This window comes from Blautia intestinihominis (assembly GCF_040096655.1).
GTDB lineage: Bacteria > Bacillota > Clostridia > Lachnospirales > Lachnospiraceae > Blautia_A > Blautia_A intestinihominis.
In genome coordinates, this window is record NZ_JBBMEI010000027.1 from 1 (window position 1) to 25564 (window position 25564).

27 protein-coding genes are annotated in these 25564 nt (G+C 39.7%); 22 read left to right on the plus strand and 5 right to left on the minus strand.

Features of this window, described 5'->3' with window-relative positions; translation table 11 throughout:
• Positions 1 to 98: 98 nt before the first annotated feature.
• The 15 genes from WMO75_RS09765 to WMO75_RS09830 all read left to right on the plus strand — a co-directional run bounded on the left by WMO75_RS09765 (position 99) and on the right by WMO75_RS09830 (position 13761).
• Positions 99 to 1682, plus strand: a complete 1584-nt coding sequence (locus WMO75_RS09765) for an McrB family protein (RefSeq protein WP_349077964.1) — start codon at positions 99 to 101, stop codon at positions 1680 to 1682.
• Between the two features lie 17 nt (positions 1683 to 1699).
• Positions 1700 to 3142 carry an McrC family protein gene (locus WMO75_RS09770; protein WP_349077965.1) on the plus strand — a complete coding sequence of 481 codons (1443 nt, stop codon included), beginning with the start codon at positions 1700 to 1702 and terminating at the stop codon, positions 3140 to 3142.
• A gap of 311 nt (positions 3143 to 3453) precedes the next feature.
• Positions 3454 to 3903, plus strand: a complete 450-nt coding sequence (locus WMO75_RS09775; RefSeq protein WP_118698528.1) for a hypothetical protein — start codon at positions 3454 to 3456, stop codon at positions 3901 to 3903.
• A 48-nt stretch (positions 3904 to 3951) separates the two neighbouring features.
• Positions 3952 to 4752: a tRNA(His) guanylyltransferase Thg1 family protein gene (locus tag WMO75_RS09780; RefSeq protein ID WP_118698529.1), complete on the plus strand. Its 801-nt coding sequence runs from the start codon at positions 3952 to 3954 to the stop codon at positions 4750 to 4752.
• Positions 4749 to 5042, plus strand: a complete 294-nt coding sequence (locus tag WMO75_RS09785) for a hypothetical protein (protein WP_118698530.1) — start codon at positions 4749 to 4751, stop codon at positions 5040 to 5042. The genes WMO75_RS09780 and WMO75_RS09785 overlap by 4 nt, the downstream gene beginning before the upstream one ends.
• A 275-nt stretch (positions 5043 to 5317) precedes the next feature.
• A complete protein-coding gene (locus tag WMO75_RS19975) occupies positions 5318 to 5710 on the plus strand; it encodes a 5-methylcytosine restriction system specificity protein McrC (RefSeq protein WP_118698531.1) in 393 nt (130 codons plus the stop codon).
• A gap of 183 nt (positions 5711 to 5893) precedes the next feature.
• Positions 5894 to 6364 carry a hypothetical protein gene (locus tag WMO75_RS09790; RefSeq protein ID WP_118698532.1) on the plus strand — a complete coding sequence of 157 codons (471 nt, stop codon included), beginning with the start codon at positions 5894 to 5896 and terminating at the stop codon, positions 6362 to 6364.
• Positions 6361 to 7116, plus strand: a complete 756-nt coding sequence (locus tag WMO75_RS09795) for a metallophosphoesterase family protein (RefSeq protein ID WP_118698533.1) — start codon at positions 6361 to 6363, stop codon at positions 7114 to 7116. The genes WMO75_RS09790 and WMO75_RS09795 overlap by 4 nt, the downstream gene beginning before the upstream one ends.
• 4 nt (positions 7117 to 7120) lie before the next feature.
• A complete protein-coding gene (locus WMO75_RS09800; RefSeq protein ID WP_118698534.1) occupies positions 7121 to 7339 on the plus strand; it encodes a hypothetical protein in 219 nt (72 codons plus the stop codon).
• Entirely contained in the window at positions 7284 to 8480 is a 1197-nt protein-coding gene (locus tag WMO75_RS09805; protein WP_349077966.1) for a hypothetical protein, read from the plus strand. Before WMO75_RS09800 ends, WMO75_RS09805 begins: the two co-directional genes overlap by 56 nt.
• 70 nt (positions 8481 to 8550) lie before the next feature.
• Positions 8551 to 9486 carry a sigma-70 family RNA polymerase sigma factor gene (locus WMO75_RS09810; protein ID WP_303218770.1) on the plus strand — a complete coding sequence of 312 codons (936 nt, stop codon included), beginning with the start codon at positions 8551 to 8553 and terminating at the stop codon, positions 9484 to 9486.
• A 40-nt stretch (positions 9487 to 9526) separates the two neighbouring features.
• Positions 9527 to 10561 carry a hypothetical protein gene (locus tag WMO75_RS09815; RefSeq protein ID WP_118252490.1) on the plus strand — a complete coding sequence of 345 codons (1035 nt, stop codon included), beginning with the start codon at positions 9527 to 9529 and terminating at the stop codon, positions 10559 to 10561.
• Between the two features lie 13 nt (positions 10562 to 10574).
• Positions 10575 to 11678: a hypothetical protein gene (locus tag WMO75_RS09820; protein WP_118252489.1), complete on the plus strand. Its 1104-nt coding sequence runs from the start codon at positions 10575 to 10577 to the stop codon at positions 11676 to 11678.
• A 40-nt stretch (positions 11679 to 11718) separates the two neighbouring features.
• Complete coding sequence (locus WMO75_RS09825) at positions 11719 to 12744, plus strand: threonine aldolase family protein (protein ID WP_349077967.1); 1026 nt, start codon at positions 11719 to 11721, stop codon at positions 12742 to 12744.
• A 63-nt stretch (positions 12745 to 12807) separates the two neighbouring features.
• The gene (locus tag WMO75_RS09830) at positions 12808 to 13761 is read left to right on the plus strand and encodes an alpha/beta fold hydrolase (protein ID WP_349077968.1); all 954 of its coding nucleotides are present in this window, start codon (positions 12808 to 12810) and stop codon (positions 13759 to 13761) included.
• Between the two features lie 82 nt (positions 13762 to 13843).
• Here the strand turns inward: WMO75_RS09830 and WMO75_RS09835 are convergent, their stop codons facing one another.
• Genes WMO75_RS09835 through WMO75_RS09845 form a run of 3 tightly spaced genes read right to left on the minus strand, consistent with a single transcriptional unit; the run spans position 13844 to position 17078 of the window.
• Positions 13844 to 14992: an ABC transporter permease gene (locus WMO75_RS09835; protein WP_118698541.1), complete on the minus strand. Its 1149-nt coding sequence runs from the start codon at positions 14990 to 14992 to the stop codon at positions 13844 to 13846.
• Complete coding sequence (locus tag WMO75_RS09840) at positions 14979 to 16100, minus strand: ABC transporter permease (protein ID WP_118698542.1); 1122 nt, start codon at positions 16098 to 16100, stop codon at positions 14979 to 14981. The genes WMO75_RS09835 and WMO75_RS09840 overlap by 14 nt, the downstream gene beginning before the upstream one ends.
• 48 nt (positions 16101 to 16148) lie before the next feature.
• Positions 16149 to 17078, minus strand: coding sequence for an ABC transporter ATP-binding protein (locus tag WMO75_RS09845; RefSeq protein WP_118698543.1), 930 nt, complete (start codon positions 17076 to 17078; stop codon positions 16149 to 16151).
• Positions 17079 to 17535: 457 nt separating this feature from the next.
• Here WMO75_RS09845 and WMO75_RS09850 point away from each other — a divergent pair, with 457 nt between their 5' ends.
• From WMO75_RS09850 to WMO75_RS09880, 7 genes are all read left to right on the plus strand, one after another.
• Complete coding sequence (locus WMO75_RS09850; protein WP_243111561.1) at positions 17536 to 18360, plus strand: sensor histidine kinase; 825 nt, start codon at positions 17536 to 17538, stop codon at positions 18358 to 18360.
• 27 nt (positions 18361 to 18387) lie between these two features.
• Positions 18388 to 19008 (plus strand): response regulator, encoded by a 621-nt coding sequence (locus WMO75_RS09855; protein WP_173905961.1) that lies wholly within the window; start codon positions 18388 to 18390, stop codon positions 19006 to 19008.
• Positions 19009 to 19522: 514 nt separating this feature from the next.
• A complete protein-coding gene (locus tag WMO75_RS09860) occupies positions 19523 to 20290 on the plus strand; it encodes a ParA family protein (RefSeq protein WP_022213436.1) in 768 nt (255 codons plus the stop codon).
• Positions 20290 to 21228 (plus strand): ParB/RepB/Spo0J family partition protein, encoded by a 939-nt coding sequence (locus WMO75_RS09865; protein WP_118698546.1) that lies wholly within the window; start codon positions 20290 to 20292, stop codon positions 21226 to 21228. Before WMO75_RS09860 ends, WMO75_RS09865 begins: the two co-directional genes overlap by 1 nt.
• Positions 21229 to 21245: 17 nt before the next feature.
• Positions 21246 to 21782, plus strand: coding sequence for a DUF4446 family protein (locus tag WMO75_RS09870; RefSeq protein WP_118252481.1), 537 nt, complete (start codon positions 21246 to 21248; stop codon positions 21780 to 21782).
• 36 nt (positions 21783 to 21818) lie between these two features.
• Positions 21819 to 23114, plus strand: coding sequence for a serine--tRNA ligase (gene serS, locus WMO75_RS09875; protein ID WP_349077969.1), 1296 nt, complete (start codon positions 21819 to 21821; stop codon positions 23112 to 23114).
• Between the two features lie 18 nt (positions 23115 to 23132).
• Positions 23133 to 24002, plus strand: a complete 870-nt coding sequence (locus WMO75_RS09880) for a DUF3881 family protein (RefSeq protein WP_022213645.1) — start codon at positions 23133 to 23135, stop codon at positions 24000 to 24002.
• Positions 24003 to 24223: 221 nt separating this feature from the next.
• On the opposite strand, the gene WMO75_RS09885 is transcribed toward WMO75_RS09880, so the two are convergent.
• On the minus strand, positions 24224 to 24586 hold the full coding sequence (locus WMO75_RS09885) for a hypothetical protein (RefSeq protein ID WP_118698547.1): 363 nt from the start codon (positions 24584 to 24586) through the stop codon (positions 24224 to 24226).
• A gap of 229 nt (positions 24587 to 24815) precedes the next feature.
• On the minus strand, positions 24816 to 25094 hold the full coding sequence (locus WMO75_RS09890) for a hypothetical protein (RefSeq protein WP_118698549.1): 279 nt from the start codon (positions 25092 to 25094) through the stop codon (positions 24816 to 24818).
• Between the last annotated feature and the right edge of the window lie 470 nt (positions 25095 to 25564).

Sequence of the window (25564 nt, forward strand, 5' to 3'; positions counted from 1 at the left end):
TTTTCCAATAATTACAGGGATTCTTTGCGCATTTACAGGTTTTTATATAATTTATTTGAAGTAGCACAATAGGTTAAATTAAGAAAAGGGGTGTGGAAATGGAAGAAGAAAATCGGAAGCTTGGAGAACTTACATTGGAGGAGTTTGCAGCTATTTTTGAGACTTCAGCTAAAGATCAGAAATCTAAGAGTGGTATTAGAAGAAATCAACTAAAAAGTAGTATAAAAACAGATGGAAACAAAGGTAAAATAATAGCGATTATTCAACCTTTGTTAGAGATATATGATGCTTTATCTGACACTAAACCGAAGCAAGGAACACTAGAGAGAATTAAAGCTGTGTGGCCTGATATACGTGAAAAAACGACCTGTTCTTCAGGGGCAGATTCTTATTTTGGAGAGATGATTGTTAAAGATGACAGTAAATATATGAGAAAAATTAAGGAAGAATTGGAGAATGTAAAAGAAAGCACAGTCAAAGAGATTTCAAATATATTAATAAATTGCAGTGAGGAAAACGGAGAACGACATTTATCTAATTGTTTGGAATTATATAGAAAGATGGGAATAAATATAGATATAAAAAAAGGAGAAGGTAATATGGAAGAATCTAAAGATAATAAGGCAAAGGAGGAGCTTGAAGATTTAATTAGCAACGGTGCAACTCAAATCATACTCACTGGTGCACCAGGAACAGGCAAAACCCGTATGGCGAAGAAAGTTGCGGAAGAATGTGAATGTTGCGGAAAATTAAATGACAAAAACTATGAATTCGTTCAATTCCATCCTTCGTATGATTACACGGATTTTGTCGAAGGTCTTCGTCCGATTGAAGACAAAGACAAAGATGGAAACACAACCATGGTTTTCCGCAAGGTAGATGGCATTTTCAAAAAATTCTGCCGTGATGTCGAAGTTCAAAACAAAAAAGATGAAAACAAAAAAGATGAAAACAATAAGAAAAAGAAGTATTTCTTCCTTATTGACGAAATTAACCGTGCAGATTTATCAAAGGTATTCGGAGAATTGATGTTCTGTCTGGAAACGGACAAGCGCGGAAAAGGCAATGCAGTACAGACCCAGTATCAGAATCTCCCGACATATGATGTAAAAGAAAAGAAATATTATGGAGAAAATGAGGATATTTTCGCAAACGGATTTTATATTCCCGAAAATGTAATCATTATCGGAACCATGAATGATATTGACCGATCCGTAGAAAGTATGGATTTCGCACTCCGTCGTAGATTTATTTGGAAAGAAGTGGAAGTTACTAGAGATTTATTGAAAAATTCGTTAAAAGGTATTTTAGGCGAATATAAAGAAAAGTATAAGTGTAATTTTGAATGCAACAAGGTTGCCGAAGTAATTGCGGATAGTATTATGAATTTGAACAATGAAAAATTAAAAGATAATCCAAATTTCGGAAAACATTACTTTATCAGCCAGGGACAGTTTGCTAATTTACCGGGCAATATAATAAATCAGGCAATAGACGCAGGAGAAAAAGCTGAAGATAAAACAGAGGCTATTGCAAAGTCATTAATAAGCTCCGTCTGGGATTTAAGACTAGAATCTCTTTTATACGAATATATTCGAGGAGAAGGTGACGAACAAGATTTTGTAGAAGAGTGTAAGAAGGCATTAGAAAGCAGAGAAGAAAAAGAATCAACACAAGCATAAGAGGAACTCACCGAATAATGAGCAATTTAATCAAACTAAAAGATTACAGCAATGTTTCAGAGAAAAATGAACTAACTCAGGAAAAGCTGCGGGAACAACTGCTAAAGCTTTCAGCTGATAATGTTTTTTCCATTCCTGAGATGTCAGATGAAGAGAAAGAATCATTTCGTGTCCTTGCGAACTTTAACGGAAAGTTGTGGACACAAAATTATACAGGCATTCTTCAAATAGAAGACAGAAACGTTTTTATCAGCAGCAGGTTTGACGATGATTCTTGTTTTTTTACGCAGTATATACTTGATAAAGCGTTGGGGATGAAGATCAATATTTTTCAGGATATGAAACCCGGTGTAAACCATGGCGGCATTCTGGAACAGCTTCTGGCATTCATTTTTGTGGAACAGATTGAACATGCCTGTCGCAAGGGATTATATCGAAGATATCGCACTTATGAGTGTAATGACTCCAGAGTGAAAGGGAAAATTGATATTACACGACATATTCGCCTGAATCCACTTAACAATGGCAAGATTGCATATTCATACAGAGAATACACCATTGATAATGATGTAAATAAGCTGATTTTTACGGCATATACATATCTTCAGAAAAGATACCCGGATACCATGAAAAGCCTTGAAAAAAGAAGAAAAACTGTTGGCGAATGTATGTCAAAGTTCCGCAATATTATGCAGCCGGCCTCCAGGCAGGAGGCTCAGAAACTTGTTCAGCGTGAACGCAGGAAGATTACGCATTCCGTATATCATGACTGGGAGGAAGTACGCAAAACAGCTATAATACTTCTCAGACACATGGGAATTTCTGTGGAGAATGATAAAGATAAAGCACAAAATAAGATCCATGGTGTACTGATCAACATGAACTGGATCTGGGAGAAATATCTGGAAAGTATTCTTAAGGACAAACTAAAAGAAGAATATTGCCTTAAAGCACAGCATGAGAAAAAAATATTTTTCCTGAACGGAGAAGGACAAGGGAAGCGGACATTAAAACCGGATTTATGCATTTTTAAGAAAGAAAATGTAAATACAAATACACCGGTATTGATACTGGATGCCAAATATAAAAATGCATGGAGTAAAGCAGCAGTAGGAGAAGAGTTTGAAGAAAGTGTAAGAGAAGACTGTTTTCAGATACTGTCATACATGTACGGATTCGGATGTAATAAATCGGGTATTTTTTGTCCGGTAGTAGAAGCAGAAGAAGAAGCTCCAAAATTACTCGATTATACAATTAGAAAAGATGAAACGAATAGAAAAGATGGGAAATTTTATCTTCTTCCATTGCAGATTCCAAAGAGTGAAAACAAGATTCCAAAGAGTGAAAACAATAATTTTAAAAATTTCAAGCGTAAAATTAAAAAAAGTGAAGGAAAGTTTGCTACTCAGGTAAAGCAAATTTTAGAAAAGCAAATTTTAGAAAATCTGGAACAAAAATAATAGAAACCAGTACAAAAACAGAAGACCCCCGTGGTCTTCTGTTTTTGTATCTGCAGAAAATGAATTTAAAAGTAGAGAAAATTTTTTTTAAAAGTAACGAAAAAAATTTTAGAATACTCTTGACTTTTTTTACCCTGTGTGTACCACAAATTTACCCTGGGCATAAAAAGTTTCCCCCCCCCGTTAAAAAAAAATTTACCCTGGGCGAATTTTTTTTAGTCTACTGTGGCATTAAATTTAGGCGGGTGCTATCATGTACGACACAAGGAGGAAATAACAAATTATTTCAAAAAACGGGAGGAGAAAAACTTATGGAAGAAAATTACTCAGTAGCAGACGAATATGACAATCGTGAAGATATTTTTGAGGATATTCCGGAAGACCAGGTGGAGGAAACGGAAAGGGAAATAAGGAATCTGAGAAAATGGTTTGATATTTTTGAGAAAGAATATTGTGATGATGAAGGTCTTCCGGATGACGATAAAGAAGATGCCTGGGAAGAAGAAAGTCTTCAGGACGATGATATGGAGTTATACGCTGTACCTGAAAAAACCTGTGAAAGTGGAGAGCTTCGTGGAGAGAAACCAGAAAGCGACTGGAATGAAATCGAGATGGATATTCAGAAGGAGTCACCAGGTGAGGAAGAGGAACCTCTTCATGAAGAAGAGGTTGATTTGGATGATCCGGAATTATTTGCGTTTCTGTACAACTATTATATGGAACATGAACGTTCTAAAACGTTAGCGAAGGCTGATTGGTAAATTGCAGGCAGTACCAATAAGTACTGCCTGGTGACAGGAGGAAAAAGTATGGACACATCAGAACTTGCAAAACGAATGAAAAAATATGAAGCAGTATCAAAAAACGTGTTAATGAAAAAAGCACCGGTGATCCTCAGACTGGATGGACGGGCATTTCATACCTTTACCAGAAATTTTGTGAAACCCTTTGACCAGCTTCTGATGGAGGTAATGCAGGCTACGATGAAATATCTCTGTGAAAACATTCAGGGATGCGTTATTGGATATACACAGTCTGATGAGATAACGCTGGTTCTTACAGATTACAAAAAACTTACATCAGAAGCCTGGTTTGATTATGAAGTGCAGAAAATGTGTAGTATTGCAGCAAGTATGGCAACGTTGGAATTTAATCGTCAGATGCAGCAGCGTGTGGAACTTGCAGAAGAACGTGAGGCAGAAATATACAAAAAATCCCTCGACAAAGGGGCAACATTTGACTGCCGTGCATTTAATGTGCCCAAGGAAGAAGTGGCGAATAATCTTTACTGGCGTCAGCTGGATGCCATGAGAAACTCAATCCAGATGCTTGGACAGGCAAATTTCCGCCATAAAGAATTACAGCATAAAAACTGCCGCCAGATTAAAGAGATGTTACTGACACAGAAAGGACTTTCCTGGGATGACCTTCCTTCACAGTTTCAGAGAGGGAGCTGTTGTATCAAGGGAACTTATGATTTCGAAACCCTCTCTGTTGAACCGGGAACGGTGAGAATGCATTGGGTGATTGACAAGGATATCCCGGTTTTTAAAGATGAAGGAAGAGAGTATGTGAACAGCAGAGTGTATATTGGAGAGGGAAATGAATGAGTTTTATTATTATCAGAACTTATGGAGACGAATGGAAAAGGGATGTGAAAAACGACTGGTTTTTTGAATCAGATGAAGAAATAGACAGGGAATTTATGAATCTGGTCGAATCTGAATTCAGCGAAGAAGAACAATTTCTGCACCATCCGGAAGTCATAAAATATCTTGATATCTTTGGAATATATGAAAAAAGTCCTTATATATATAGTGCGGAAGAGTGGCTTATTGGTCCATTGTTTAAGGACGAAGCTCCGGTAAGGGAAAGATTTGTGTGGGCATTTCCATATTAAAACTGGGATGTATTGCAGTGAAATATCCGAAGGCAAAAATTGTACTGGTAAATCAAAGAGCAGAAAATAATCCAGATAAAATCTATCATGTCCCGGAATACAAGGCATGTATGGTATATACATAATCCAGAATACCCATCGCTGAGATCCTGCGTTATATTTCACAAACATAAAGTATCCGATTCATCATACCGCCCGTACGGCTACTGCAGTACGCTGTAGCCGTGCGGCAAATTAAGAAGCATGATAAGTGGCAGTTAGGGCGTAGGGAATAGATTGCGGATACTTTCCAACCACAGAATGAAAGAGAGACATTCTTCAGAATACCAGATGAAGAATCACAACGTAAATTAAAACCAGATTTGTGTATTTACAAAAAAGGAAATAAAACCACACCTGCGCTGATCCTGGACGCGAAATATAAAAATGCCTGGAGTGATGCTGCTCAAAATGGCAATTTTAATGAAAAAAGCGTAAGAGAAGACTGTTTCCAGATACTGGCATATATGTATCGGTTCAGATGTAACAAAGCAGGAATATTCTGCCCCTGTATATACCGCACAGTCAAGAAAGTAAAAATAATAGCTTCAAATCCTTTAAAGAAGCAATGGAAACAAACGAAAAAAAAATTTAAAAACCAGGTAAAAAAAATTCTGGAAATACCTTGATATTTTTTTACCCATATGACCTGATTCCTCCCCGGAATATATGAAATCTGTCCTGAAGCAAAAAAGTTTTACCCTGAAAAAACTTTTTTCTGCAAACCCTTGGATCTGTTTGTTGGCGAATGTTATACTTATAGCGAACAATAAAACAGAGCAGATTTCAAATGTTTGGGGAGGACTTTTTTTATGAGAGAAGAATATTTAGCAGAAGAAATGAACGAGCGTGATGACTTATTTGAGGACATCCCGGACGACGAACTGGAAGAAGTGGAAAGAGAGGCAAGAGAGCTGCGCAGCTGGTTCGAAAATCCCGATATGTGGGCGGGAAAATCTGTCCATGATTACATGGAAGACGGATGGAGCGAAGATCACTGGTATGAAGAAGATGAGGACATTGATGATTCAGACGTGGATATCTTCACAGATGAGTTCGATTATGATGATGCTTCCCTTTTGAATCTTATAAGCGAAGAGCCTGACGAATCCAATGAAGAGATGTTTGAAGAAGAGGATGATGAAACATTATGGAAATCTGACGAAGAGGATGTAGTCGAGATGGATCTGGATGATCCGGATGTGTTTGCATTTCTCTACATGTTTTATATGGAACATGCAGATTGCACCGGATGTAAAATGCAGGAAGGTGATGAAATATGATATATATAACGGGCGACTGCCACCAGGATTTTGAAAGATTCAATATAGATGTTTTTCCAGAACAAAAAGAAATGACCAAGGATGATTGTGTGATCATCTGTGGAGACTTTGGCGGTGTCTGGAACAGAAACGAAGAAAGCAGCAGAGAAGCAAAGCTCATGGACTGGCTGGAGAACAGACCATTTACAACATTATTTGTGGATGGGAATCACGAGAATTTTGATCGGCTTTATGCTTATCCGGTCGAAAAATGGCACGGGGGCAAGGTTCATAAGATACGGCCGTCCGTTATTCATCTGATGCGTGGACAGGTGTTTGAAATTGATGGGAAAAGCATATTTGCATTTGGCGGAGCCAGCAGCCATGATATTGCCGGAGGCATCCTTGAACCAGATGATCCCGATTTTAAGAAAAAGAAGAAGAAATTGGATCAGGGCTGGTATCCATACCGGGTAAATCATGTGAGCTGGTGGAAGCAGGAACTTCCATCCGAAGAAGAGATGCAGGAAGGAATCGAGAACCTGGCAGCACATGATAACAAAGTGGATTTTATTGTAACACATTGCTGTGCATCGAGTACGCAAACCTTACTTGGAGGCGGGTTGTACAAGACGGATATTCTTACAGAATATCACGAAAAAATCCGCCAGAATACAAGTTTTAAGAAATGGTTCTTCGGACACTATCACGATAATCGAAATGTGAATATGGAAGAAATTCTGATCTATGAGCAGATGATTAGAATCTGGTAAGATCATGAAACAGGTTTACCAGTTTACAGAGATTGTAGCGGCACAGGCAGGTGCCGCCATAGCAGGGAGGAAAAATGTCTTTAAGAATACCTTTAAGATCAGAAAAACCAGGAAACGTACAAATATCCGAAAAAGAATTCTGGAGAGAGTCATGCGGGAAATCCTCTATGTCAATGAACGAAGACAGAGAATGGTCGGAAGACGATATGGACTGGTCATTTAAAATTCAAGATGAAAAGCAACTGGAACAATGCCTGCAAATGAAAACAGACGATATACACTGGGATATCTTTAAAGACGCATATGAGTGTCCAGGAGCAATAAAAGTAGAGGTCTGGTCATGGGAGACTTTAATGGGAGAAAGATCCTTCTTTTATGTGGAAAGACCACTGACGGCTGCGATTCTGTTAAACAATCAGGCTGAAACTGAAAAATTTGTGGAAGAACAGCCAGTCACAATGAGTCCGGGACTGGAAAGTGCGATTGCTTTTCTGAACGAAGAACGTACTGAGAAATTTATAAAAGAATATGGAGAACTGGCATCACAGGTGCGGTTATCTGCCATTTATGAGGCTCAGAATACCACCCTGCTGAAATATTACATAAAAACACACCGTAGCCGGGATCTACAGGAACTGAGAACTTATCTGGAATGGCTGAATAACAGGAGAAAAGATAAAAAAAGCATAGAACGAAAGCTGTACGAATGGAACGCATATAACGAGAACGAAAATTTCTGGTTTTTTAAATTATTTGTTCGAACCTTTGAAATAGAAAGAGAGCCAGAAATAATAATCATAAGGGATATTCAGCGACGACTTCTGGACTATCTGAGCAGAACGATAATGGTAGAAGGTGAGATGCGTGAAATCTTTTGGACAAACCTGAACTGGGATGATCTGGATGATATGACAGAATCTAAATTTATAAATTGTGTCCGATATTTCATGTTGTTGACAAAGAAATATGGACCGCTTGATATCACAGATGAAGTACAGGATATCATATCAGGTGAGATCGTTGCACTGGATATGATAAGATTAAAATCTGGCATAAGAAAAAACTTCGTGAAGCTGAATCAGTATGAAGTAAAGATGCCAAAGGATAATGCAAAGGCTGGAATCATGCGTGGGAAATGGCTGAAACGCCTGATGCGATATGCAGTTTCGGAAACACTGTGGGAGAAAACCGATCCGGTCACAGAGTGGGTCATACAGAGAGATGACTGGAAACTTGTAAAACGCGCAATCAGACAAAAATATATTGGGAAGGAAAATGCAGACAAACTTCTGGAGTATGCAGCCACTGTGGAAAATACAGAAACAGATCCACGAATTGTTCAGTTGCTGCTGGCAGAAAGATAAGATACAAACAGCTTTTGCACAGGGAACCCGAAAATTAATAAATACTATTCAAAAAGAAAGGAACAGGTTAGTGAGAAGTAATATCAGCTACAGACCATATGCAAACGTAGATTATGAAAAAATTTATAAAAAAGTAGTAGAAATGGATCCGTCCATGGAAGAATTCATAGACGAAGTAAGAGAAATCGAACTTCCGGAAGATGAGGAAATACAGCAGTTGGAAGCCGGGCTGAGAAAAAAGGACAAAAAAGCAACGGAAAGGCTTATAGAACTGTATACGAGATATGCGGTAAGACTGGGTTTACAAAGAGCGGAAGAGCACGAAATGAATATCATAGATGCAATTTCGGAAGCGCATATAGGGCTTGTTGTGGCAGCAAACAACTACAATATTGACAGATGCGGTATATTTGAGGAATATGCACACACTTATATCATAAGCAGATTTGACAGAAATCAGGAAACAACAAGGAAGACAATGCATTATCCGGCTGGCCCAAAAGGAAATTACTTTAAAGTATACCGTAAGTTGAGAGATAATGGATATAAACCTGGAAATCTTAAAGAATCAGAGAAGAAGGAAGCATTTGAACTTCTTCGGAAGGAAACAAATCTGTCAGTAGAAGAGATAGAAATTGCTATGGATGCAATGATTCCGGAAGAATCCATGGAGCAGTATTTTGCAGAAAACTACATAGAAGAAAGCAATTGCTATACAAATGACGTGCCAGAAGAATTCATTACAGAAATGGAAGAAGTAGAGAAAGAAATAGACATTCATAAAGCTGCTGAGGCACTGGATCAGGTGATGGATACACTGGCTCCGAGAGAAAAAGAAATCCTCAGGCTGAGATATGGGCTGACAGATGGAAAAGAATATACACTGGAGGAAGTTAGCCAGAAATTTGGCGTAACCAGAGAACGTATAAGGCAGATTGAAGCGAAAGCATTACGCAAACTGCGTCATCCAGTCAGAGGCAGAATTTTACATAAGTATATAGAATAAAAGGAAAATGACAAGAGTTGACTGACAGACAGGAGTAAAAATGGGCTTGAAATTCTCTGGAACAAACTATGAAGATCAGAATGGGATAGAAAAGTATATAAAAGACGGAACCATTATCATGAGTTCGGAACTGGAGAGCACCATTGCTTTTATGGATGAAAAACACAGTGAGGAATTTATAAAAAAGTGCAGAGATCTGGCAGATCAGGTACGGCTGTCTGCTATTTACGAGGCACAGAATATTCCACTGTTAAGACAATATATCAGAAATCATTATGAGGATGAGGTACACGAAGAACTTCGGGCATATCTGGAATGGCTGAATGGAAAGAAAAAGCGGAAAGAAAAAATAAAAAGAAGACTGTATGTACGGAAAAAGGATAGTTATACAGAAGATTTTCGGTTTTTCAAAATATTTCTGCGTACCTACTGGATGAGAGAATCCGGATATGCTGATCAGATCATCAGAGATATACAGAGAAGACTTCTTGAGTATCTGGAATCAGAAATAACAGATGAACTGGCTGGTTACAGTTTTTCCGGGATAAACCTGAACTGGGATGATCTGAATGATATGGATAAACCAGATGCCATAAATTGTGTTCAGTATTTTATGCTGCTGACACAGAAATATGGTCCGGTTGATGTTTCGGATAAAGTTTATGATTTCGTGGATGACGGTGTGTACGTGCTGGACATGATAAAATTAAAGTCCGGTGTAAGAAAGAACTTTGTGGCATTGCATCAGTATGAGGTGGAGATGCCGGAGAGCAGACAAAAGGAAAGTATCATACAGAAAAAATGGACAAAGAGGCTGATGCACTACGCAGTTCCGGATAAGCTTCGGGAAGAAACCGATCCGATTACAGAATGGATCATAAAGAAAAATGACAGAAAACTCATAAAGTATGCGATCAAACAGAAATATATCGGAAAAGAAAATGCAGGGAAACTTCTGGAATATGCTTTTTCTCTGAAAAATGTGGAAACAGATGATTGGATCATTGAACTGCTGACAGAAGAAATGACCGGGCATAAGCAGCAGTCTGTGGAGAAATCCGTAAAAACTCAATGAGAAGGAGCTGGAAATGGAAGAGGACCGCTTTGAAGTAATTGATCAGGATGCTTACGAGGCTGTGAATGCAAAAGAAAGAACAAGAATAACTTCTTTTGATGATGCCAGTTTTTATTATGTAGATGGCAGTCTGACGGAAGCAGTTATAGCTGGAAAGAAAAGACAGATTCGGAAACTGGCACAGAAACAGCCCGTCAGAAGAAGTCCTGCACTGGAATGTGCAATTGCACTTTCCACAAAGGGACTGACAGAATTTATGATAAGAACAATACCGGAAGTAACAGATCTGGTAAGAATGTCAGCAATCTATGAAGGCCGAAATCAACCATTACTGCAGCGATATATGGAAAACCATCCTGATCCAAAAGAAGGCGCGCGCGAACTCCGGACGTATCTCAGATGGCTGGCTAAAAGGAAAAAACAGGGCGGACAGATCAAAAGAAGTTTTTATGTTTTGCAGAAATATATGCATACAGAAAATTTTGCTTTTTTTAAGATGTTTGAACGATATATGGGACCGGAAACCGCCAGTATAATAGTACAGGATATTCAGGGAAAACTTATCGGTTATCTGGATAGGATCATAGATTATAAGAGGAATCGGAAACTGAAAATTCCAAGATCAAAACTGGGCTGGGGACATGTAGAAGAATGGAATCTGGAAGATGTAGAGAATCATGTATCGTATTTTATGAATCTGGTGTGCAGATATGGTCCGTATGATGTGACAGACAGAGTGGAAGAGTTTATGGAACAGGGAGTCTTTACCCTTGATCTAATCCGGCAGAGATCCGGCATGAAGAAAAATTTTGCAGCGATACATCAGTACATGGCGCAGGTATCAAAAGAGGATCCGAGAAAAAGGATCATGCCGGGAAAGTGGATGAAGCGTCTGATGCGCTATGCGGTTCCGGATAAGCTTCGGGAAGAAACAGATCCGATAACGGAATGGCTTATACAGCGAAATGACTGGAAACTTATAAAGTATGCGATCAAACAGAAATATATCGGCAAAAAGAATGCAGATGCGTTATTGAAATATACAGTTTTTTCTGGCAGGGAGGACACAGATCCGAGAATTATCGATTTACTGGTGGCACAAAAGAATGCGCAGTGATAAAATAAAGCTGATTTTATTGTAAAGTGAGGAATCAGAGATGTTATATTTTGTAAATGATTATTCAGAAGGTGTGCATGAAAAAATTCTTCAGCACCTGATTGACACCAATATGGAGCAGCTTGCCGGTTATGGCATGGATCACTACTGCGAGTCAGCCAAGGAGAAGATTAAGAAGGCCTGCGGCTGTGAGGACGCAGAAGTCTTTCTGCTGACAGGAGGAACGCAGACCAATCAGATTGTCATTGACACACTTCTGCAGCCATATGAGGGCGTTGTAGCGGCTCAGACAGGACATGTCAGTACACATGAGGCCGGTGCAATCGAATTTACCGGACATAAAGTTCTGGAACTTCCACAGAAGGATGGCAAGATCTGTGCAGCAGATCTTCAGAAACTGGCAGAGAGATTTTATGGAGATGAGAACCACGAGCATATGGTTTTCCCGGGGATGGTCTATATTTCTCATCCGACAGAGTATGGAACCCTGTATTCCAGAAAAGAACTGGAAGAGTTGTCAGCCGTATGCAGAGAATACAAAATGCCCCTGTACCTTGACGGTGCAAGACTGATCTATGGAATTGCCGCGGCAGAAACAGATGTGACATTACAGGATATTGCAGAACTCTGCGATGTATTTTATATTGGTGGGACCAAGGCAGGCGCACTCTGCGGTGAGGCAGTTGTATTCACGGGAGACAGCATGCCGAAGCATTTTCTCACAAGAGTAAAGCAGCACGGAGCACTGCTTGCCAAAGGAAGGCTTGTGGGAGTGCAGTTTGATGCACTTTTTACCGATGAGCTTTATAAAGAAATCGGCAGAAATGCGATCGAAACGGCAGCAGTTCTGAAAAAAGGTCTACAGGAAAAAGGATATAGATTTCTTTTGGAGTCTCCAACAAATCAGCAGTTTATTATCCTTGAGGATACACGGTTGGAGGAACTTCGAAAGGATGTGCAGTTCAGCTTCTGGGAAAAAACAGATGCTTCTCATACAGCAGTCAGATTTGCCACAAGCTGGGCAACCAGAATGGAAGATGTGCAGAAACTTCTTTATTTGTTATAGATTGTAAAACCTTTTTGTTTGTCGTATAATAAGGCTACTCAGACATGAAAAGGGAGGTAAAACATGAATAAACACGGTAAACGACTGATAACTCTCGCAGCACTGGCAACAACGACAACAGCTATCATCCACATTGCGAACAAAGTGGTTGCGGCATCAGCAGGTCTGAAGGAAATGCTTGATACAAATGGCAAAAATTATTACCATTGGCGTTTTGGTGATATCTATTATACAAGAAAAGGCAAAGGAAGCCCGATTCTTCTGATCCATGATATGCTTCCAGGCGGTTCCGGATATGAATGGAGTAGGATAGAGGATGATCTTGCACTGGAGCATACCGTGTATAACATAGACCTTCCAGGTTGTGGACGTTCCGAGAAACCAGGTATGACTTATACAAATTATGTATATGTCCAGAGCATCTGCGATTTCATCAAGAACGTAATTGGAGAGAAGACAGATGTGATCGTCAGCGGTTACTCAGGTTCCTTCGTCATCATGGCATGCCGCAACGAAGGAAAACTGTTCAACAAGATCATGATGGTCAATCCGGTCAATCCGGGAGCCCTGAAACAGATGCCGACGAAGAGAGACAAACTTTTCCGCAAGTGTCTGGAAGTCCCGGTATTTGGAACACTGGTTTACCATATGGTCGTATCCAGAACAGCCATCAATAATGAATTCATCGAGAACTTTGCCTTTGACCCATTCCATCCACTGCGTGATCTGCAGGATGCTTATTATGAGGCTGCACACAAGGGTGGCTGCTATGCCAAGAATGTATATGCAAACAAAGTAGCAAAATACATGAACATCGACATCACCCGTGCACTGAAAGAGATTGATAACAGTCTTTATATTGTAGAGGGTGAAGCTGAGAACAATGGAGAAGCGACAGTAGAAGCTTATCAGAACATTAACCCATCTGTGGAAACAGTTACTCTTAACGAAACAAAACATTTTCCACAGGTAGAGGATCCGGAACATTTTCTGGAACAGGTTGGAATTTTCTTTTAATGCACAAGCCCTGTAGCTGACTGAACAGTTGATAAACAAATTCAGCCAGCCACGGGGCTTTTTTTAAATTGAGGAGAAAATATCAGCCCTGCTGTTTATACTTCGAAATCGCCAGAATCATAAATACAAAGGCAGCAATAAACATAGCTTCGATTCCCATGGATTTCCAGATTTCTTCTGCAACAGGTACGGGCAGGGTTTTGTATTGTGCAAGTGTTTCATTTATAGATTCATACCAGTAGACCGGCAGAAACTGAGCAATCTTAAGGACGCTTTTGTTCATAATACTCATTGGGACAAATGCTCCGCACAGAAAGCACATTCCCAGTGAAAGCAGGTTGGAGATTCCATTCAGCATATTGCTGTTTTTGACAAAAATCCCCACAAGATAGGAGAGCGAAAGTGCAATACCAAGCATCAGTGCCGTATTCAGAATATAGTATCCGATCAGAGGAGAAGTAAGGAACTCCTTATCAAAAAGGACACAGACACCTGCGACTGAGATCAGCCAGAGTACAGCTCCGAGCATAAACATTGCGAGCAGTCCTTCCATATTCTGACGACGCAGCGAGACTGCTGAGGCGCGCATTCGTTTCAGGATATCTTCTTTCTGAAAAGCCAGGAGAACATACCCCATGGAATAACTGAGCACAGCAAGAAACAGATAAGGAACATAGCGGAAATAGTAAATATAAGGTGGTGTTTCAAGATTATTTTCCGTACCTTTGTACATAGTTACTTCCGAGGCAGGCAATTCCATGGATGCATCCATGGCTTCCTTAAGGGAAAAACCTGCGGCTGTATAAGTACGTATGGAATTGATCCATGTACTGATCTGCTGATCTACGTAAAAAGAGGTATAAGAACCAGGGACTTTGGTGACGGAGAGAGGTTCTTCCTCTTCAATACATGTCTGGTAAAAATTTTCCGGGATCTGCACGATATAAGATGTATTTCTGTAAAAAAGTTCCTCCTGCATAACGGATGGTTCACTGGAGATTTCAGATACATTGTGGATAGTACTGAGGTATCTGATAAGACCCCGGGAAAGTTCGCTCTGATCTCTGTCTGCGACGGCAACATTGATCCGTGTCTTTTCAAAAGTACCGAGATGCTCTTTGCGGGCAGAAGCCTGAAGTGCGATGGCAATTGCAAAAAAGATCACCAGATATATCAGAAGCATTCCGAGATTTTTCTTTAAAATTTTTAAGTATCCTTTAAATACTGTCATAACGTTCCCTCCGGATAAGCAAGAATGAAGCAAGAACAAGCGCGGCACTCATGACGATCAGTGTGATCAGATTTCTGTAATAGCGTGAGGCATCGTCATATACATTAATACAGTAAAGAGCATCGGAGATCAGTGCAGCAGGATTGAACCTGTTGATGATCGGAGCGTGTTTTTCTACGGTGTCTTTCATAGAGCCGTTCATAAGTCCTGACAAAAAACAGCAGGACATGGAGATTGCGAGCATGATTCCGATCTTGATGCCTTCATTCAGTCTGCTAAGACTTCCGATAAACAATCCCATAGATACACCGATCAGGCTTCCGAACAGAGAAATAATCAACATTTTGCCGAACTGTCCCTGAAAATCTAGGTTCAGGATATTTCGCAGATACAGAAGCAGAACGATCACATCTGCGTACCCCAGCAGAAAAGAGGCAATCTGTTCTGAAAGGATCAGTTTCAGCTTGTGGGTAGGCGTGATGCAGCGACGTGCCGCCAGAGCCGTTAAATTGGCCTGTAAAGTGATCACAGAGCCAAAGCCGATAAAACATCCATAAAGACATCCCATTGCGACCAGAGCGTAAAAAAACTGCGAATTCCCATCTATTGTTTTGCCGTCGAGAGAGACTTCCCGGACAAGGTCTTTTGTATCTGACATCTGCCGGAGAGCGGAGAGAAGTCCGGAAGGATGTTTTTTCAGGATGGTCTGCAGCGTATGCAGATTGTTTTCATAACTTTCCAGGACGGACTGTAGAATGCTCTCAGGAATTCCCTGTCCATTGAGTGTAAGGCCTGGGATAGCCTGTTCATAGTAGATGCCGGAGATCTTTTTCTGACTTAATGCGTCAAGCGCATCCTTTTCACTCATTTCATGAAGAGCGATCAGTTCAGAATCTCCGCTTTGAACCTGATCAAGGAAAAAAACAAATACAGGATTGGCAGACTCTTTTACAAGTGCGACCTGCACGGTTTCAAAGTCCGCGTCATTCAGATTTCCAAATGCAAAAAAGAAAAAAGTGGCCATGATCAGCGGAAAAACAAGCGGCCAGAAGACCATATTAAAATTTCGCAGCTTGACCAGAAGGTTATATTTTATTAAATGCCGCATAGAAAAGATCCTTTCTTAAAAATATACATAATAATGCATAATTATACATCAATCACGAAGCTGTTTTCCAGTTATTTCAAGAAATACATCATTCAGTGTAGGAAGTTCAGAGAAAACCCTGCCAAATGTGAGATTCTGGCTCTGGAGGTAATTCAGAATCCGGATCAGGTTATGCTGTGCACCGGTGCAGCGAAGAGTGAGGATCTGATCTTCATAATGTACATCAAATACATGGGGAAGATTTCGGATATCCTGAAGCTGCTTTTCGGTCAGAAGAAGAGCTTCGACGGTGATCGTTTCGCCGGTTTTGATCATTTTCTTTAATTCTTCAGTGGTTCCGGATGCGATGACGCGTCCGTGATCCATGATCGCGATTCGTGTACAGATCTGTTCGACCTCTTCCATGTAGTGTGAAGTGTAGATGATCGTAGAACCCTGGCGGTTTAATTCCTGAATGCCCTCCAGGATTTTATTGCGGCTTTGCGGATCTACGGCGACAGTTGGCTCATCGAGGATGATAAGTCGTGGTTTGTGAGCAATCCCGCAGGCAATATTGAGCCTTCTGAGAAGACCGCCGGAAAGTTTTTGAGGTCGTGTTTTGCGGTAGTCTTCCAGTCCGACAAACCGGATGGCTTCTTCGACAAGTTCCCTTCGCCGATTTTTGTCATGTATGTACAGACCGCAGAAATAATCGATATTTTCAGATACAGTCAGCTCATCAAAAACCGCTACATTCTGAAGTACAATACCAATCTGCTGCTTGACTTCGTAGTTGTCAGGCGTCATTTTCTGTCCGAAGATCTCGATGTCGCCCTTATCATATTTCAGCAGAGAAAGGAGACAGTTGATCGCAGTTGTTTTGCCGGAACCGTTCGGACCGAGAAGACCGAAGATCTCTCCTTCTTTGATATCCAGATTCAGATGATTCAGAGCGACCAGATCTCCATATCGTTTTACAAGATTTTCTATATGAATCATAATAGTTCCTCCGGTCTCATATAATTTGAGGTTATGAAATGATTATAAAAGAAATCAGAAAGAATACCAAGTGTGCGATGTCATCAAAGAGACGTGACATTTGTCACTTTGTATGGGGCAGGGGAATATATTATAATGATTCTGAACAGAGATGTTTTTACGTAATTGTTTGCAGTAGTATCAATAAATAGTGAGGAATTGAGTGATGAGGTATTTTCGAGATACAGGAATACTTTTTCTGGGAGGAATCCTGCCATTATGTACACTCAGCCTGAATAGAGGGCTGGTACTGGCAATGCTAGAGACAGTGATATTAATATGTGGCAGTTACTTCTTTGACAGGAAATACACCAAAATCTTATTATGGAGTATATTTGCGGTATCATTTTTTGTAATGCCGGAAATAAGATTGTTCTGTCCCGTATTGATCTATATTCTCGTAAGAGAACAGGAGACGGTGACGACACTTTCAGGAGGGTTTCTGGGAACAATAATACTGATAAAAAATGACGCTTCTTTGCCAATAATGACAACTATATTACTGATTATAGAGGCTTTAGCGTGGATATTAGCGACTGATGCAATAAAGTACGACAAAATGTACTTTGAAATAAGAAGAATAAAAGATGACAGCGAAGAACGTACCATGCTTCTTGCAGAAAAAAACAAAGCATTGCAGGAAAAACAAAATTATGAAATTTATGCGGCAACACTTCGTGAGAGAAACCGAATTGCCCGCGAAATCCATGATAATGTAGGACATTTGCTTTCAAGGACTATCTTATTAACCGGTGCGGCAAAGACCTTAAATCGGGACAAGAATATGGAAAGTCTGTTGGAAGGACTGGACACATCACTGAATTCTGCTATGAACAGTATACGTTCAAGCGTACATAATCTTCATGATGAATCTGAAACTCTCAGAGAGATAGCAGAGGGAATTATAAAGGACTTTGAAAATTGCACGATGGAATACGATATGTCCGAAATAATACCCAATAAAATTAAATATTGCTTTGCGGCAATTATAAAAGAAGCACTGTCGAATGTTATAAAACACAGTAATGCGACAGCTGTAAAAATAGTACTCAGAGAACATCCGGCATTGTATCAGCTTTGTATCGAAGATAATGGAAAAGGATATTCAGAAAAGGAAGCAGACAGCAAAGGAATAGGATTAAAAAATATGCAGGAACGGGTGACATCACTTGGAGGAACCTTGCAGATCAATGGAAAAAATGGATTTCGGATATTTGCCGTAATTCCAAAACAACAGGATTAGAACAGTAAAAATGAGGATAAAATTAAGATGAAGATAGTAATTGTAGATGATGATTGTCTGGTTACAGAAGCGTTGAAGACGATCTTACAGATCAATGGGGACGTTGAAGTGGCTGCAACTGGAATCGATGGAGAGGATGCGTGCAGACTGTACAGACAGTATTGCCCGGATGTACTGCTGATGGACATTCGGATGAAAGGAATGAACGGATTGGAGGCTTCTGAACATATTCTGCAGGAGTATCCGGAGGCAAAAATCCTGCTTTTGACGACATTTCTGGATGATGAATATATAGTAAAAGCACTTCGGTTAGGGGCAAAAGGATACCTCTTAAAACAGGATTATGCCAGTATTCTTCCTGCGCTGCAGGCGGTAAATTTAGGGCAGACGGTTTTTGGAAAAGAAATCGTATCTAAAATACCAGATCTGATCAGGAAGGAAGAAAAGTTCGATTACAGTAGTTATGGGATCAACGAACGGGAACAGGAGATTATCCGTCTGATCGCTGATGGATACAGCAACAGAGAAATTGCGGCAGAGCTGTTTTTGAGCGAAGGAACTATCCGAAATTATCTGAGTGCCATATTAGATAAACTGCAATTAAGGGACAGGACTCAGGTGGCGGTGTTTTATTATCAACACAGGTGAATAATTATTAAAAAAATATACAATTATGTGGAAAAAGGTGCCAGAGAGGAGGCATATACAGGGAAAAAAGCGTGTGATGAAGCAGATAGAAGGGAAAAATGGGAAGATGAAAGAAGATATCAGGCATTAGGGAAAAGGAAAGAAAAAAGACAAATGTATTTAATAGAAAGACATGTGAGGCGACACTTCTTAACGAACAAATATTATGTAAACTAAAAGATGCCGACAAAGCTCATTCGTGATGCACTTTACCAGGACTGTTCAAAATAGATGAAACAGAAATGATTAATATTGTATGTTTCACGCTTATAAAATGTTTCACGTGAAACATTGACGGACGCGCTGTAAGATAGATGATATAGAAAGATATATTTGTAAACTTGTAAATTATAAACAATTCGTTGATGAAAATTTTCCTAAATTTTAATGTTTCACGTGAAACATTATGTGGAACATTAAAGGCAAAAGTGCTATAATTGATAGGTCGTAAATGATTTTGAAAGGAGGGTGAACTTTGGGAAGAATTATAGCAGTAGCCAACCAGAAAGGCGGTGTTGGTAAGTCTACAACGGCAATTAACCTTTCTGCATGCCTTGCTGAAAAAGGGAAAAAAGTTCTGGCAATTGACATAGATCCGCAGGGAAACACAACCAGTGGGTTAGGCGTTGATAAAAATGGCGTAGAAAATACGCTTTATGAATTGCTTCTTGGAGAAGCTGACATTAAAAAAACAGTTATAAAAGATGTAGTGGAAAATCTTGATTTAATTCCATCCAATATAAATTTATCCGGAGCAGAAATCGAATTGATTGGTGTGGACGATAAAGAGTATATTTTAAAGGGAATTACGGATAAACTTCGAAGAAAATATGATTATATTATCTTGGATTGTCCGCCGTCTTTGAATATGCTGACAATCAATGCATTAACAGCTGCAACTTCTGTCCTTGTTCCAATACAGTGTGAGTATTATGCTTTGGAAGGCCTTTCTCAGCTGATACATACGATTGATCTTGTAAAAGACAGATTAAATAAGAAACTTGCAATGGAAGGCGTTGTATTTACCATGTATGATGCCAGAACAAATCTTTCTTTACAGGTAGTCGAGAATGTAAAGGATAATCTTCAACAGAATATTTATAAGACCATTATTCCGAGAAATGTAAGACTTGCAGAAGCACCAAGTTACGGACAGCCTATCAATATATATGATTCAAGATCTGCCGGTGCAGAAGCTTATCGCCTTTTAGCTGAAGAAGTTATTAACAGGGAGGATAAATAATGGCAGGAAAAAAATCAGGACTTGGAAGAGGTCTGGATGCACTTTTTCCGGAAAAGGTTTCACAGGAAAAACCTAAAACTGTAAGAAGTTCTAAGCCAAAGACAAATACAGCAAGTACGAAATCAACAACAGAACAGTCCGTTGTAAAGGGCGAAACGATTGTAAAAATTTCAAAAGTAGAGCCGAATCGTGAACAGCCACGCAAGAAATTTGATGAAGATGCACTCCTTGAGCTGGCTGAATCTATCAAGATGTATGGCGTTCTGCAGCCGCTTCTCGTATCTGACAAGAAGGACTATTATGAAATTGTCGCAGGAGAACGGAGATGGCGTGCAGCAAAGATGGCTGGACTGAAAGAAATTCCGGTTGTCATCAAAGAATTTTCCGACCAGGAAATTGTGGAGATATCCCTGATAGAGAACATTCAGAGAGAAGACCTGAATCCTGTCGAGGAAGCAATGGCATATAAACGTCTGATTGATGAATTTAATCTGAAACAGGATGAAATCGCAGAGAGAGTATCCAAGAGCAGGACAGCTGTAACAAACTCTCTTCGTCTGTTGAAACTGGATCCGAGAGTACAGCAGATGATGGTGGATGAAATGATTTCAGCAGGACATGCGCGTGCATTGCTTGCTATCTCAGATGTAGAGAAACAGTATTCTGTAGCAATGCGGATTTTTGATGAGAAGCTCAGCGTAAGAGAGACAGAAAAGCTGGTAAAGACAATCTTAAACCCATCAAAGAAAAAAGAAACTTCGTCATCTGATTCGGCGGAAGATGCAATTTATGAAAGTCTTGAAGAAAAGATGAAGAATATTACCGGAACACGTGTATTTATTCACAGAAAGAAGAACAATAAGGGAAAGATAGAAATAGAATACTATTCAAGAGATGACCTTGAGAGAATTATAGATTTATTTGAATCTATCAGATAAAATAAAAGGGGTATGATATGAGTACAATTTTTGATAGTATTGGTATTGATCCTGGAATTGTTATCATTATTTTGCTTATTGTAGTTCTGGTATTGATTGCGTCTACAGTAAGCAGTAATATGAGATTGACTCGACTGGAGCGAAAATATAAAATGTTTATGAAAGGAAGCGATGCTCAGTCACTTGAGAAAACTTTCGTTCGTAAATTTGCACAGATCGATCATCTTTTTGAGGCAAAAGAGGATCATGAAAAGGCAATACGCACTCTGGCAAAACATTTCAAATTACTTTACAGCAAGTATGGTGTTGAAAAATACGATGCATTTGACGATGTTGGAGGAAAACTGAGTTTTGCGCTGGCACTTCTTGACAGAGAAAACACAGGTCTGATTCTGAATGCAGTACACAGTCGTGATAACTGCTTCCTTTATTTAAAAGAGATCGTCAAGGGTGAATCTTATGTAATGCTTAGTCAGGAAGAGGTAGAAGCACTTCGCAAGGCAGTTAATTTTGGACTTGGTGAAGTAAATGAAGGCGAAACAACGAAAAAATAAAATGGATATAACCACTTATTTTCAGGAGGAGAAAAAATGTTAGACATTAAATTTGTGAGAGAAAATCCGGAAGTTGTAAAACAGAATATCAGAAACAAATTCCAGGACAGCAAACTGGAACTGGTAGACAAGGTTATCGAACTGGACAAAGAAAACCGTGAGATCAAGCAGGAAGTAGAAGCTCTCAGAGCAGAGAGAAACAAGATTTCCAAACAGATCGGCGCACTGATGGGTCAGGGCAAACGTGAAGAGGCAGAAGAGGTTAAGAAACAGGTGGCTGCATCTGGTGCAAGAATTGATGAGCTTTCTGCAAGAGAAAAAGAAGTAGAAGAAGAACTTCTCAAAAACATGATGGTTATCCCGAACATCATTGCTCCATCTGTACCGATTGGTAAAGATGACAGTGAAAACGTAGAAATCGAGAAATTTGGTGAGCCGGTTGTTCCGGATTATGAAATTCCATATCACACAGATATTATGGAAAGCTTTGACGGAATCGATCTGGATAGCGCAAGACGTGTTGCAGGTAACGGATTCTATTATCTGATGGGAGATATCGCAAGACTTCATTCCGCAGTTATCGCATATGCGCGTGACTTCATGATCAACCGTGGATTTACTTACTGTGTACCGCCTTTCATGATCAGAAGCAACGTTGTAACAGGCGTTATGAGCTTTGCAGAGATGGATGCCATGATGTACAAGATCGAAGGTGAGGATCTGTATCTGATCGGAACAAGTGAGCATTCTATGATCGGTAAATTCATCGATCAGATCGTTCCGGAAGAAGAACTTCCAAAAACACTGACAAGTTATTCCCCATGCTTCCGTAAAGAAAAAGGAGCACACGGACTGGAAGAGAGAGGCGTTTACCGTATCCATCAGTTTGAAAAACAGGAAATGATCGTTGTCTGCAAACCAGAAGAAAGCCCGATGTGGTTTGACAAACTGTGGCAGAACACTGTTGATCTGTTCCGTTCTCTGGATATTCCGGTTCGTACACTGGAATGCTGCTCCGGTGATCTGGCAGACCTCAAGGTGAAATCTCTTGACGTAGAAGCATGGTCTCCAAGACAGAAGAAATATTTCGAAGTAGGAAGCTGCTCTAACTTAGGTGATGCACAGGCTCGTCGTCTGAGAATCCGTGTAAATGGAAAAGATGGCAAGAAATATCTTGCGCACACACTGAACAACACTGTAGTAGCTCCTCCGAGAATGCTGATCGCATTCCTGGAAAATAACCTGAATGCTGACGGATCCGTAAATATTCCGGAAGCACTGCAGCCATACATGGGCGGCATGAAGAAAATTGAGAAAAAGACCCGCGCATAAGGATATGGAGGTGTACTTTTGCACAGCTATTTAAAAGCAGTCGGTTTTTCAGAAATAAAGAAACGTGCGGAGATGAAAGAAATCCTGCTGGATGTGATTCGAAACTACGATGAAAAAAACGTGGTTTCAGACCATCCGGACGGCACTTTTGCTGAATTCTCCAAAAGTTATGGATACGACTGCGGAATTACTGTTTGCGGTCAGTACGATGAAGATAACAGGTTTCACGTGGAATATTATTATCCTTTCTTTAAGGGAACCGGCATTACAACGAATGAACCGGTGACAGTAGAACGGCATGCAGACAAAGAATCTTTTGCAGGTGCCTGCGACGATCTGAGAATAGGAATTACACTGATCTTTTATCTGCAGAATGGTGCGAGATATATGCTCGAAAAAAGCAAAGGAAATGTTTTGAACAAACCATTGACTTTATCCGGCCTTGCAGATGAGGGACGTATTCTTCTTCCGGTCCTGAAAGATAAAGAAGCAGTAAAGGTCGAGAAGGAAACCAGTAAGAATCGTAGTTCACTGATTGCGGCAGCCAGAAATGGTGACGAGGAAGCGATGGAAAGCCTTACGATGGAAGACATGGATACATATTCCATGATCTCCCACAGGATCGTAAATGAAGATATTTTTACGATCGTGGATTCTTATTTCATGCCTCATGGAATCCAGTGTGACCAGTATGGAATTCTGGGAGAAATCCAGGAAATCCATCATACCCGCAATGAGGTGACAAATGAAGAACTCATTCAGATGACAGTAGAGAGCAATAACATGCAGTTCGATATCTGCATCAACAAAAAAGACCTCCTGGGTGAACCGGAGATTGGAAGACGCTTTCGAGGTAATATCTGGCTTCAGGGACAGATCCATTTCTGACAGATAAATAATATTAAAATACAGGCGGCAGATAAAGATAAAATTCTGCTGGAAGAACAGAAAGTCCCCACCCACTACTTTAATTGCGAAAGGCAATAAGCAGTGGGTGGGGACTTTCTTATTTATACTACTTAAGGAGGAAGATATATATATAAGTAGCGAAGCGGATTATGAATAGCCGCTTTGCTACAAAAAATGGGGTAGCCAACTGGTAGGCGGATTTATCTGTTAATGCTGTTGAATGGGAGAGCTTTCTGCATGATTTCGTTGAATTCCTTACGCGCTTTCTCGTGGCCACAGATTTCGATAACGTCAGTTTCAGGATCGTATTTTACATATAAAACTGCGTTCTCCAGGTCGGGAGCTTCTTCCAGATCATTTTCACGGTTATTGGTCTGTTTGATCAAGACGCTGAAGCTCTTATTAATAGGTTCGTTAAAAACTTTTTTGTCTACAAAGGTGTTCTCTACTACGGGTGTATCTGGATGCCAGATAGCCTTATCCAGAATATCTGCGAAAGCGTCTTCACTTAAATCGGCAAAAGAATAAAATGTCTGATACTTCCATTCGCTGTTTGTTAACATTAGATTACAAATTCTGTACTCGCGGAATATTCTTCTGCTATAAAGGTTTTTCCATTTGCATATACCATTGTCTTTTCAAATTCCTGGAGAAAATTATACTGTTTGCGAAGTTCGCGAATTTCGTCCGCCTTTTTTGACCAGCTTTCTGAAGATTTTAATTTGGGGTCAGTAAGTGCCAAAATTTTATCCGCTTCCTCCAAAACATCTTTTAACCAGAATTGCGTATCTCTTAAAGGGAACAGTGCATTGCTTCTTCTGGAAGCAGATCTCCTGAAATCCTTTTGAGAATTCCATTTCCCTTATATACTATCCCCAGTTTATCAAGATATTCTTTTGTCTGTGGAAACTCAAAAGCTGCTTCCATTTCCGGCAGATTTTTCATAGCTGTTTCTTTATCGTATTTTTTGAGATTAGGCTCTGTACCTACAACAGTGTTGTTTCCCTCTGCTGCTTTGGTGTCAAGCAATGGTAAAACATCATTTACTACGATGAATAATCTCTTTTTCATTAGTTAAGGTCCCCTTTTTATAAATAAGTTCGTTGTTGTTTCTGATGACATATATACTAAAGTATAACGTGATTTTGCTCCAGAGTATTGTATAGAAAAGTTTTGCTCAGGGATAAGTTTTTTCATCAGGGTAGAATGCACATATTACCAGGGACAACTCGGGTATATAACGACCAAGAAAGTCAAGGGAATTGTAAAAAATTATAAATGATTTGATGCAAACTTGATAAAATAAAAGACTTGTTTTTTGGGAGAAGATATAGTACAATTTCATTTGTGAGATATTTGTCCTGTTAGTTTAATGGATAGAACAGGCGCCTCCTAAGAGAAAACCGAGGCATTCCCCAAAGGGAAAAAATGAAAAACAACTTTCAGTTCGAATCTATTCTGAAAAATGCCAAAGGTGACAACAAAGCATTCCCCAAATTAGGGAACGTTCTAATGTTACCAAATCGAAAAAATCTGTAGAT